Source organism: Faecalibacterium sp. An77 (assembly GCF_002161315.1).
In the GTDB taxonomy this organism is placed as follows: domain Bacteria; phylum Bacillota; class Clostridia; order Oscillospirales; family Ruminococcaceae; genus Faecalibacterium.
This window is the reverse complement of the sequence record NZ_NFHK01000012.1, coordinates 61,835-73,981: the sequence shown is the minus strand read 5'-3', so window position 1 is coordinate 73,981 and position 12,147 is coordinate 61,835. Positions and strand designations below refer to the sequence as shown.

10 protein-coding genes are annotated in these 12,147 nt (G+C 50.9%); all 10 read left to right on the top strand.

The genetic code is table 11. The features are described from left to right. Positions 1–655: 655 nt before the first annotated feature. The 10 genes from B5G28_RS06255 to B5G28_RS06215 all read left to right on the top strand — a co-directional run bounded on the left by B5G28_RS06255 (position 656) and on the right by B5G28_RS06215 (position 11,854). Complete coding sequence (locus B5G28_RS06255; protein WP_158099591.1) at positions 656–1,756, top strand: zinc-ribbon domain-containing protein; 1,101 nt, start codon at positions 656–658, stop codon at positions 1,754–1,756. A 22-nt stretch (positions 1,757–1,778) separates the two neighbouring features. Beyond that, positions 1,779–2,369, top strand: a complete 591-nt coding sequence (locus B5G28_RS06250) for a zinc ribbon domain-containing protein (protein WP_087246960.1) — start codon at positions 1,779–1,781, stop codon at positions 2,367–2,369. A 531-nt stretch (positions 2,370–2,900) separates the two neighbouring features. Then, entirely contained in the window at positions 2,901–4,964 is a 2,064-nt protein-coding gene (locus tag B5G28_RS06245; RefSeq protein ID WP_242967476.1) for a hypothetical protein, read from the top strand. Positions 4,965–5,003: 39 nt separating this feature from the next. Then, positions 5,004–5,471: a zinc ribbon domain-containing protein gene (locus B5G28_RS06240; RefSeq protein WP_087246956.1), complete on the top strand. Its 468-nt coding sequence runs from the start codon at positions 5,004–5,006 to the stop codon at positions 5,469–5,471. A 57-nt stretch (positions 5,472–5,528) separates the two neighbouring features. Beyond that, the gene (gene essC, locus B5G28_RS06235; RefSeq protein ID WP_087246954.1) at positions 5,529–10,271 is read left to right on the top strand and encodes a type VII secretion protein EssC; all 4,743 of its coding nucleotides are present in this window, start codon (positions 5,529–5,531) and stop codon (positions 10,269–10,271) included. Positions 10,272–10,283: 12 nt separating this feature from the next. Beyond that, positions 10,284–10,541: a hypothetical protein gene (locus B5G28_RS06230; RefSeq protein WP_144265489.1), complete on the top strand. Its 258-nt coding sequence runs from the start codon at positions 10,284–10,286 to the stop codon at positions 10,539–10,541. Between the two features lie 13 nt (positions 10,542–10,554). Then, the gene (locus tag B5G28_RS14425; protein ID WP_144265488.1) at positions 10,555–10,755 is read left to right on the top strand and encodes a hypothetical protein; all 201 of its coding nucleotides are present in this window, start codon (positions 10,555–10,557) and stop codon (positions 10,753–10,755) included. A 95-nt stretch (positions 10,756–10,850) separates the two neighbouring features. After that, positions 10,851–11,180 (top strand): hypothetical protein, encoded by a 330-nt coding sequence (locus B5G28_RS06225; protein WP_144265487.1) that lies wholly within the window; start codon positions 10,851–10,853, stop codon positions 11,178–11,180. Between the two features lie 51 nt (positions 11,181–11,231). Then, positions 11,232–11,561, top strand: a complete 330-nt coding sequence (locus B5G28_RS06220; RefSeq protein WP_087246948.1) for a hypothetical protein — start codon at positions 11,232–11,234, stop codon at positions 11,559–11,561. Between the two features lie 29 nt (positions 11,562–11,590). Beyond that, on the top strand, positions 11,591–11,854 hold the full coding sequence (locus B5G28_RS06215; RefSeq protein ID WP_144265486.1) for a hypothetical protein: 264 nt from the start codon (positions 11,591–11,593) through the stop codon (positions 11,852–11,854). Positions 11,855–12,147 lie beyond the last annotated feature (293 nt).

The following is a 12,147-nucleotide window of genomic DNA, read 5'->3' as shown; positions in this document are numbered from 1 at the left end:
TGGTAGTTCATACAGTTCCCTCCGGTGGTTTGGTGGTGTAGTAACTCTATTCTACCAGGGTTCTGTATGAACTTCTTTTTATTTCCCTTAAGTGTTGCACTTGATAGTATAATTCACCAATAAAACAAAAAATCCGTTTCCTTTTGGAAACGGATTTCTTTTGGTGGAGATAAGCGGGATCGAACCGCTGACCTCTTGAATGCCATTCAAGCACTCTCCCAAGCGGTACGCGTGCACGGCCTCAAAACCAATGCCTGGGAGACGCAATCAATATGGTCACGCAAAGAAAAATATTTTTTCCCGAATCCTCTTCAGCCGGAATGCCTGAAAGAAAAGAGGAAAAAATATTTTCAATAAAATACACCTTGATTTATACCAGAACCAGAGGGCTCTTTTTTGCCCCTTCCCTTATAATAAAGGTATGCAGCTTATATTATATGTCAAAGAGAGGATGAATCAAATGGTGTCTGGTGAGCTTGCTGGAAAAATAAATGTGTGCCCGGAATAGGCTGAAATGGATTTTGCAGAGAGATGGCAAAAATGTGCTGCCGCTTTTAAAAAGAAATATTGAGAATATGGTTCGTATATGTTATACTTTTGCTGCAGATTCCGCATGGTGAAAGTGTATTTGTGGAAGGGAAAGGATGAAGGTAAGATGAAATGTCCAAACTGCGGACAAAGTTTGTCGGATACTGCACAGTTTTGCAGCAAATGCGGTCAGCCGGTTCATCCAGCGCCGCAAAAAAATGAAAAAAGAAAATGTCCCAACTGCGGATATCCTTTATCAGAGGATGCGATGTTCTGCAATAACTGCGGCCAGCTTATTGAGGATCAGCTGTCCGAGCAGGAAAGTCAAGCTGAGCCTGGCCAAAAAGACGGCGGTAATATTTTAAGATCTCGCCGCGGTCATAAAATCGCGGCTATAATTGCCGTTGTTGTCATTGCTGTGTTTGCCGTGACGGCTGCTGCGGTTTTTCTCAAACAACCAGCAGAAGAGCCAGTGGCTGCATCCCAGACAAGGGAGGAAGACCCGGAACAGGAAGCTGCGGAAATAAATTCAAAATGGGAGCAGCAGGAACAGAATGCAATGGAGGCAGAACCGGAAAAACAGCAGCCGGAGGAGAAAGAAAATGCGGAACCATCCTCCGATCAGGAAAGCTCGGAAGCTGTCCAGGTACAGGAAGAATGGGGACAGCAGGAAATTCTGATCAGCCCAAAAGAAGCGGGAAAAGCTGTGCTGACACTGCGGCAAAAATACCAGGGCGTATGGACAACGCTTTTTGAATGCGAGGCAGCCATCGGACGCAACGGCACAACAGCGACTCCCGCCGAGGGAGACGGAAAAACGCCGGAAGGAACATTCCCGGTGCTCTTTTGTTACGGATTGGAGCAGCCCCAGACAGGAATTCCCTTTATTCAGCTTTCGTCAGAGCACGTCTGGGTGGATGACAGCGAATCGGAATACTACAATTGCCTTACAACAAGGGAACAGGCGGGAGATGCTTCCTTTGAGGATACATATTCACAGTTTGTCAGAGGATATTATTCCTGCAACATTTTCTTTGCCAATAACGGGGATGGACAGACCCCGGGCAAGGCGACTCCTGGAATGGGATCGGTTCGTGTGCTGGAAGGGTATACAAAACAACTTGAGCCGACCAATGGAGACATCAAGATCTCGGCAGACAATATGCAGGCGCTGCTGGAGTTTTTGAATGAAAAATACAGTCCGGTCGTTACGGTCAGCGCAGGATGAATTAGTGGGGGAGGTGCTGTAATTGTATTGTGCATCGTGTGGACGTGAAATTGAAAATTCGGCGCGATACTGCCCTTATTGCGGGACAAAAGTGGAGCCTCAGGCAGGGAATCCAAACCGTATCAGCGAAGCGGAAAAGAATCAGCCTGTGAAGGAATTGCCTTGCACAAAGTCAGAAAGAAGCGCTCTGGAGAGGGCTGCTGAAGGGCAAAATGGCGTTAGCGAAAACAGACGCAGGATGCGTATGGTGGTATACGTTGCCAGCATTCTGCTGTGGTTGTTTGCTCCTTACATGGCGGTGGATTTGTTCACCTTTTATCAGCAGCCGACAGCGTTTCAAATTGTTACAAATCAAGTGGCGTATTTGGGCTCGCTGTTTGAAAGCCTGGCGTTTTGGGCGTCGGCTGCATGCCTCATGACATTTATTTTTGGCCTGCCGCGGGTTTCAGACAAAAAGCATACCGCAGCACATATTTTTTCCATCTTAGCCGAACTCCTTATGGGAATAGCCTTGCTGCAGAATATCTTTTGGTCCTTACAGGGACTGGAAGGTTATTTGGGGGTTGGATATTGGGGCCAGGCGATTCTCTTTCTTCTTATAATAATAATGTAAACTTGTAATTTGAATTGAAAAATAATCCGCCATTTCGAACCGGCTGACGGCAAGAAGTGGCGGATTTTTTCTTTTTTAATATAAGTTTTATTTGCCTGTTCTGGCGTGAGCTTGACGGGAGAAGGGTTGGAAAATCCAGTCCAAAACCATGCGATTTATTACATGAAATAAGCATAATATTACATAGTGGATAGTGAATAGAAAAAAGTGTGTTATACTACATTCAACTAAATGCGACACTTCCCTGGATGCATTGAAATATGGTACAGCTTGAGATGCAAATGGGATGTACGTCAGAGGCATGTGAAACATAAGGGAGGAAGTCAAATGGTCTGTCCGAAATGCGGAAAAACAGTGCCAGACAATGCGAAGTTCTGCGGATTTTGCGGAGCCAAGCTGGGAGAAGAAACCAGCGGTTTGGTCCCCAAAAACGAGAAGATTGTGCCGAAAGCCGTGACCGCCGTCCGGCCGGTAAATCATGAAAAAGAAGCTGCGGTTATCATCAAGCCCCGGTTTTCTGACCGCAGGAAGATGCTGCTTATTGCAGTGGCAGTGCTGGTGGTACTGGCACTGGCTGCCGGTGCATTTATGCTGTTTTTGGGCGCTGGCTCAAAAAATGCGTATATCTGTCTGTCGGACGGACGGTATGAGCTGATTACCAATCTGGATAAAGGCGAGCTTTTGGAAATTGCATCCAGCCGGTCGGATTATGGGGACCTGTGTTTTACGCCGGATGGAAAGTACATTTATTATTTTTCCAAGCTGGATTCCCAGTATGGTTCGGGTACGCTGTGCCGGGCTGAGTACGGGAAAATGAAGGCAAATTCCTCCAAAAATGATCGCTATATCACAGTGGTGGCGACCAATGCAAGCCATAACTTTGATGTCCTGGACGACGGCACCCTTCTCTACACCAATGAAGATGGTACCTTATATTATTTCGACGGGGAATCGTCGGAGCAGATTGCGCGGGATGTGAAATTCTACGAGACGGAGACAGACGATAAAGGGAATGTCCTTTATCTGGTGCAGGATGAAAACGGAACCCGTGAATTCAGCAGCATCATGTACCTCACCAATCTGGAGAAGCTGGACCAGAGAGAAAAGCTGGACGACGATCTGAGCGCCCTGGTCACTCTGACCGATGAGGGCGAAATTATCTATACAAAGTATACCGACGAAGGCGTGGACCTGTATCGGATGACTATGGACTCCCGCGAGCCGCAGCTGATGGACGAAAATGTTAGCCTGTACAGATACAGTGACGGCCAGTTGATTTACAGCGTCATGAAGGAAAAACGGGGCCTGGATGAGTTTGTGGATGGGACAAAGGTCTCCGGTACGGTCAACCGGGAAGATTATCAGATTCCCTCGTACTCCTATTACTACATCAACAGCGCATCGGATGTAGCGTCGTATGACGGGCTGTGCGCTTCCTGTGACACAACCTTGAAATTTTTCAGAGAAGTGCTGGGCACCAGTGCGTCCATTGCAGAAGCTGCCGAGTCTGGAAATTCGGTGGTGAGCACGGCCTGCCAGTCTTTCCTGAACAAGTACCAAGATTACGAGACCAACAACGACGGTTTTATCGAAGTGAATGAATCGGTGCAGGCCGATCTTCAGCTGCTGGCGCAGGCCTGCGGCGCGCCGGATCAGTGGTATCTGCTGTGTATCGGCAAACGCCAGACCAGCACGACTTACGACTGGGATGCTTACTATGCGGCTGTGGAACAGGCCGCTATGTGGGAGGATCTGCAGAATAAAGAACTGTATAACTTGCCGATCTATACCCTGAAAAAGATGGAAAACGGTGAGTCTGAGGTGATTTTGGACGATCTGTCGATTTGCGGCAGCGTATCGGACCTGATGCTGATGGCAAGCGTGGAGGATATAGCTTCCCGGGCGAAGATCGAGGAGATCGGCAGCGCATGGGATCTGGAGGATCAGTTGTCCAGAAATCTCAACCAATACAGCAGAGTGCTGATGTATCAGAAGGACAGCGGTCAGATGATCGAGGTGAGCGGCCAAGATATCATCGAGATGGCACAGGACGGCTATATCAACGACGTCGCTTGTGTAGGAGATCACCTCTTTGTGGAGAACGGAGATGCAGTGCTCTATGTTTCCGAGATTGAAAACGGCGTGGCGGACAGCTTTACTGTGCTGAGCGATGCCGCAGGGATTCTGGGTGTCGAAGACGGAAAGCTCTATTATCAGGAAGGTTACTATACAGACGACGAATACGAATATGTGGACTTGTGTGTCTGGGAAAATGGCGAAACCTCGCGGCTGTTGACCGATGTCAACCCCGCCGCTATTTGGGTTTATGACGATGGCAGTGTGGTAGCCAAGACCTATCAGGACTACGATGGAGCCGGTGAGCTGATTCTGCTGAACGAAAAGGGTGAGAAGACTATCCTTGCGGATGAAGCGACGTACTTTGTGCGGACCGAGGCGTCTGAGATGCTGTATATTTCGGATCAGGACCTCTACGTTTACGACGGCAAGGAAAAGACCAGAGTGGCCAATGATGTGGACAGAATCTGGTGCCGCGAGACGATGGTCCCGGTGATGAGCACGGAATACAGCTATTGATAAGCCGCAGATCATAAAGAAAAGAGAGTTGGTACGGTTATGGCTTTTTTTCATAAGGTGAAAGATACATTTTCGCAGGCCGGACAGAGTACAGTCAAGATGGCCAAGGAGTTTTCTGAGACCACCAAGCTGAACAACGAGATTTCAGAAGCAGAAACCCAAATCAATAATCTGTATCTGGAGATTGGTTACCAGATTTATGTTGCGCACAGTGCGGATCCTCTGCCGGAGGTGGCCGAACTTATTGAAAAGATCCATGCGCTGCATGATAAAATCGACGACAACCGCGCTCAGATTCAGGCGATCAATGCGGCCGGGCATTGCCCCAACTGCGGCGCCAAAATCAAACCTGGCATGGCGTTCTGCAGCGGCTGCGGCACAAAACTTGCTGTGGAACAACCCCAGCCGGAGCCTAAACCGGCAAAACCCATGTTCTGCGCCAACTGCGGGGCCCAGGTTTCTCCCGATGCGTCGTTCTGTACCTCCTGCGGTGCACCCATCCCCTGAGGATCGGCCGGGACGGCTGCGGACGGTGGTGAGATAAAAACAAGGTGGTGAGATGGAATGGAACAAGCCAACCAAAATCAGGCGGGACAGGGATTGAAAGCGGAGAGCAGAGGCATCCGAGTCAATTTGATTAGTGAGGATGGCCAGCTGGAAGTTTTGTTTTTGCCTCGGATGATCGAGGGAAAATACCTGTTCCGCCAGGCTGTCAGCCAAAAGCCTTTGACGTTTCTTTCCATCGAGGCCGAACCGTCCGAAGATGGCGGTTCGGGCGTCTGGATGCTTTGCTGCGGGCCAAATACCTGTTTGCTGGGCGGAGAGTCGATTGATGCACGTCGGGTACCGTTGGCCCACAAACACTTGTATTATCTTACCTGCAACGGGCAGCGGTATATGCTCTATGCCGAAATGCAGACGGCGTCCAATGGAGTGTTCCGCAACTATCGTGTGCCACGGGATGTCCCGATTACGATTGGGCGGGGAGATACCAACGACATCATCAGCACAGGCCGCTTCATCAGCAGGAATCACGCCGCCATGTGCCTGACAAGCTCTGGATGGGAAATCCGGGATCAGGGCAGCGCAAACGGCGTTTATGTGAACTGCCGGCGGGTGAATATGGCCAAACTGCATTTGGGAGACAGCATTTATTTGACCGGGATGCAGATTCTGGTGGGGACCGATTTCCTTTCCATCTGTGGCGGGGACAATGAGCTGTTTCTGAACCAGGCGGTGCTCCATCCGCTGAAAGCTGTGCGGGGGGCTGCGTCGCCGGCGCGTAAGCCGAAAAGCCTGTTTAACCGCCAGCCCCGCAGCCGCTTTTCCATGGAGTGGGAAAGCATTGCGATTGACGGGCCGCCCATGCCTATGGGCTCCAGCAGGATGCCTCTGGTCCTGCGGATGGGTTCCTCTGCGGTGATGGGCGGCCGGGCCATTGCGACGGGCAGCTACAGTATGGCGCTGACGTCTCTGGTCTTTCCGTTTCTGACCCAGCGCTACAGCGAAAAAGAGCGCAAAGAATACGAAGAGCGGCGGCTGAAAAAGTATACAGAATATCTGGAACAGAAAAAACAGCAGATCATCGATGAGTGCAGCCACGAATATCAAATTCTGAACGAGAATTATCCCGCGCTCGATACCATGCTGAAGCATTGGGGTGAAAAGCGGCTGTGGGAGCGCAGAAACAGTGATGATGATTTTCTGACGCTGCGAATCGGCTCGGGAACCGTACAGATGCAGGCAGAGCTGGAATATCCGACACGACGGTTTGAGATGGACCAGGATGTTCTGGAAGAACAGATGTTTGAACTGGCTGAAAAGCAGTATCTGATCAAAAATGTCCCCATTATGATTTCGCTGATGCAGGACTATGTCATCGGTGTGCTGGGCGCCCGCCCGGCGGTGCTGCAGTTTGTGCTTGCTTTGCTGATGCAGCTGGTGATGAGTCACAGCTACGACGAAGTCAAATGCATCTTTCTGGTGGAGGAAGAAGAGCTCTGCCGCATGGATGATATCCGCTATCTGCCGCATTTGTGGGACGATGAGCGAAGCACCCGCTTTTTGGTGACCGATCAAGCCGGCACTGGGACAGTCGGCGAATATCTGCGGCAAAATATGCAGGAACTTCTCCAGGACAAAAAGGACTACGGAAGATACACCAAAACACACCCGCACTATGTTGTGTTTGCCTTGAGCAAGCGTCTGTACGACAGCATCGAAGTGCTCAAGGAAGTCCTCATGGACAAGGAAAACTGTGTGGCTCTGTCGGTGGTGGCTGCGTTCAATGAATTGCCCAAGGAATGCACCAAGGTCATTCAAATGCGGGAGCCGACGACAGAGGAGCAGCTTTGTTTTGACTTGCTGCATCCGGATGCGCCGCCCCAGAAGTTTGTGCTGGACCCATGCGACACAGCCGTCCTGCACACATCGATGAAGACTCTGGCCAACACCCAGCTGAAAAGCTTGTTCAGTAATTTCACGTTGCCAAAGACCTTTACTTTTTTGGAAATGTTTGGGGTAGGCAAGGTAGAGCATCTGAATCTGCTGAAGCGCTGGGGCGAAAGCGACCCCATCCACAGCCTGGCTACACCGGTAGGAATTGGGACGGACGGCGAACTCTTTATGCTGGACCTTCACCAGAGCCGGCAGGGACCGCATGGTCTGGTGGCCGGCATGACCGGCTCGGGCAAGTCGGAGTTTATCATCACGTACATTTTGTCCATGGCGGTGAATTACAGCCCGGACGAGGTGGCCTTTGTCCTGATCGATTACAAAGGCGGCGGTCTGACTGGTGCGTTCGAGGACGAAACCAGGAATATCCATCTGCCGCACCTGGTGGGAACCATTACGAACCTGGACGGTGCAGCCATCACACGATCGATGATTTCGATTGAAAGTGAGCTTGCAAGGCGGCAGAGAATCTTCAATGAGGCCAAGTCCGCCTGCAATGAAGGCACGATGGATATTTACGACTATCAGCGGCTGTACCGCAATCATCAGGTTTCGGAGCCATTGCCCCATCTGTTCATTATTTCGGATGAGTTCGCTGAGCTGAAGAGCCAGCAGCCGGAGTTCATGGATAAGCTGATCAGTACGGCCCGCATTGGCCGCAGCCTGGGCGTCCATTTGATTCTGGCCACCCAGAAGCCGGCCGGTGTGGTGAGCGACCAGATTTGGAGCAATACCAAATTCCGGGTGTGTCTGAAGGTGCAGGACAAGAGCGACAGCCAGGATATGCTCAAGCGGCCTGAGGCGGCGGAGCTGAAGGACACCGGGCGGTTCTATTTGCAGGTTGGCTACAACGAATATTTTGCGTTGGGTCAGTCTGCATGGTGCGGCGCGGACTATATCCCCCAGGACGAAGTGGTGACCCAAAAAGATGAATCCGTCCAGGTGATCGACAGCGCAGCGCAGGTTTTGCTGACCGCCAAACCGCCCAAGCGTGGGACAAAATCTGAAGTGAAGCAGGTTGTCGCCATTGTGCAGTATCTTTCGATGCTGGCAAAGCGGGAACATTTGATTCCCCGCACCCTGCTGCCGCCGATGCTGCCGGAGATTCTGGAAATGCAAGAGGATCAGCAGGTGCCGGATGGGATTTTGGCTGGGATTGGTAGGATTGATGATCCTGCCTACCAGCAGCAGTACCCCTTTGAGCTGAATCTGGTTTCAATGCGCAGCATGCTTGTTGTGGGCGAAGGCGGATGCGGCAAGACCAATCTGATCCAAACCATGCTGCTGAGCCTGATTCGGCGCTATACACCCGAAGAAGTGAATTTTTACATTTTGGATTACTCCAGCAAACTTCTAACTCGATTCAAAAATGTTCCCCACTGTGGCGCGGCGCTGACCGATGAAGACGAAAAAGAGCTGCCGCCGCTCTTTGAACTGATTGAAACCGAGGTGAAGCGGCGTCAGAAGCTTTTTGCCCAAGCGGAAGTCAATCGTTTTGAAGATTACCGCAGGATGAAGCCCCTGCCGCTGGTGCTGGTGATTATTGATGGCATTGCCAGCTTTGGCAGCACCAAGTTGGGCGCGGCGTATGCCAGCAGGATTCATGAGGCCATGCGGAAAGGCTCGGCTTATGGCATTAAATACATTCTGACCGGTGGCCACAATAATCAGTTTACGCTTCGGGCCCGGCAGGAAGCAAATGTCCACCTGGGCATGAGCCTGAAGGACAGCTATGACTACTTTGATGTCCTTGGGAAAAAAGTAGACTATCAGCCGCCGAAGATACCGGGCCGAGGATTGTGTTTATGGGATAACCGGCCGCTGGAATTCCAGACTGCGGTTTTTTCTGCCAACGCGGACCCCGCAGTGACAGCGCAGAAGCTGCGCAAAGAGCTGCAGCAGATCGCGGAACGGTACGCCGACTATACGCCGGCGCCTGGGTTGCCGGTTTTGCCGCATGAACAGCTGTACCAGGACTTTTGCAGACAGTTTGGCCCGGGGCGAATTCCGCTGGGATATACCATGGACCGCGCCAAGCCGGTGGCCATGCCGCTCAAGCAGATGTTCACCACATCCATCTATTTTGGCAACAAGCTGGGCATAGCCCCGGTGACCGACAATTTGCTGCAGGCTTGCTGTGCGGAAAAGATGGAGCTGGTTATCGTCAGGCGAAGCAGGGGCAGCCTGTTTGACAAGGACAGTCCGCGAGTGGAACAACTGAGGCAAAAGACCAAAGTGACCCTGCTGGACCCTTTGCCGGAAGATCTGGACACGCTTACAGATATCCTGATGGAGGAAATGACCAGGCGGTCTGGCTTGAAAAAAGCGTTTGTGGAGCAGCATCATTTGGACGGGACAAACCCGGATGATCTGGAATTGGCGTTCAGCCATGTTTGCACCAACACCAGGCCTCTTATGGTTTGGTTTGAAGGATACTACGACATGGCGATACGGCTGAATGAGGTACAGGCAACAAAGCTGTCGGTACTGCTGCAGGCTCGGGGCGCCAATGATGATGATAGCCCGGAGATGGTTCGCCGCAGAGGAATTGGTTACAACATCTACTATGTGTGTTGTTTTCTGCCTGGAGAATATAGCAAACTGGATATTCAAACCAAGATGGCCAAATGTATGAACCCGCAGAAATTTACATTGATGTTTGGAGGTCTGCTGTCCAGGTCTGGTCTGTTGGATTTGAGACTTCCCGCCCAGTACAAGGAAAAAGGACAAAAGCCTCTGGCGGAGTACGACCGGTTCCTTATGCATTACAATGATACATTCACAGAACTTTTGATGCCTTGCGGCAAGTTGGTGCGGGCGGAAGTGGACCCGGATGATATGCCGATTGTCTGATCGTGCAGGAGAATGGCGATGGATAAAATTTTGGTGACCTTTGAAGTGCCTTCGCTGGCGCTGCGGTTTGATGCGTGGGTGCCTGGATTTATGACACCAGAACAGCTGCGGCCGCTGCTTTTTTCCTTGCTGAAGGGTTTGACCAACGATGCCTATGCGCCGTCCGGGGAAGAAGTGTTCTGCCGGAAGGATGATAGCAGGCTGCTTCCCTTGACGGTCAGCTTGAGGGATATGCAGGTGGAAAACGGAGATCATTTGCTGATGTTTTGACGGGTAATGCAGGATGACCTATCGTATAGATGAGCTTTATGCAGAGTGCGTGCAGGAATGGAACAGCCTGTACAGGATGCTGGAGCAGGACCAACAATGTTTATCGAACTGTATTGGAGGAGATTTGCTGCCGCTTTACCAAAAGAATGCAGCTTATCTTCTGCAGCAGCTTGATGAAATTCAAGGGATTCTCAGACAGATTTATGGTGGATGAGGAGCCGGAGGGGGGAACAGCAAGAAAACATCTGATTTACGCAATACATAAAAATGGCCGGCAGTGAGCCGGCCGCAAACAAGGAGGTATTTCTTATGGCAGCAACAGGTGATATGTACGTTGACAGCGATCGCGGCCAGCAGTGGTGTGATGCGGTGAACCAAATCACGGAGAACGTTGAGAAAATCATGGAAAGTGTAACCGGTGTTCTTGAAGAACTGGCCGGTTCGGATCAGGGCGGCACCATTGGCGATATGCTGGTCAAGGCGGCCGGTGAGTATCTGCAGAAGTTCTCGGAGCTGGTCAAGGCCTTTTTTGATGCTGTGATGAAGGTGATAGACTTCCTGGACAAGGTGTCTGACTTTGTAAACGATCTGGTGGAGTCGTTCCGCAACATTGGCCGTCTGGTGGGAATTAGCTTTTAAAATACGGCCAGGTTTCTGCAGATCAAATAGAAAAGAAAGGACGAAACAAATATGGCTGATTCGGTCAATGTTAATATTAAGCAAACTGCGTATACCAATGCAATTGACAAGCTGGAACAGTACTTGAATGAACTGGAAAAGGCCCGCGATGATTATGAAGCGCAGGAACGCCAGATTGACGATTTCTGGACGGGAGATGCTGCGGATTCTGCCAAGGAAACCATTGCAAAATCCATCGAGCAGGTAGAAACTGCGGCTGAGTCGGTTCGCCAGAACATTGAGGCCCTCAAAACGGGCCAGAAGCAGGCCTCCAGCATTGACTCGGAGATTCAGGACGAGATCAACCAGGCTAAAAACACCATCAGCAGAATGTTTGACTGATGGCTCGGTTGGAAGTTCATCCACAGCGATTGACGCAGTTTAACCTTCAAATCGAGGAGGAGATTCGGCATATCCGGCAGTGGATGCAGCTGGTAGAGGAGTGCGGAGAGTATGACACCATGCACTTGCAGCAGCTGCAGGAGATGCGGCAACGGCTGGAACGAATGCATTTGGATTTGGTTCGGCTGCACGAGATCAATGAGTCGGTGCTGGTGCAGTGTGCCGGCATGACCCGGACTCTGGACGATGATTTGAAGGAAGAAACGTGGAAGTTTGCGCAGCTTTTTGAATAACTGAAGGATGATGCCCAGCGGCTCGCTGTCAAAAGATTGGTTTCGATGGCGGGCCGCCGTTGGGCATATTGGTTTGATGTAGGAAACGACGGCAGGGTGTATCTGCGAAGTGTTGGCGCTGTACATTTCTCAGAGATACTCTGCTTCGGGATGTGATAAAACGGGAAAGGAAATACTATGCCGCTGAAAATCAAACGTATCATAAGGAGTTTGCTCCTGGTGTTTCCTGTTTTCATGATAGCGGTATGCCTCAGTCTCCATGGGGCGGCAGCCAGTCCGGTTTGGGCCGCGGC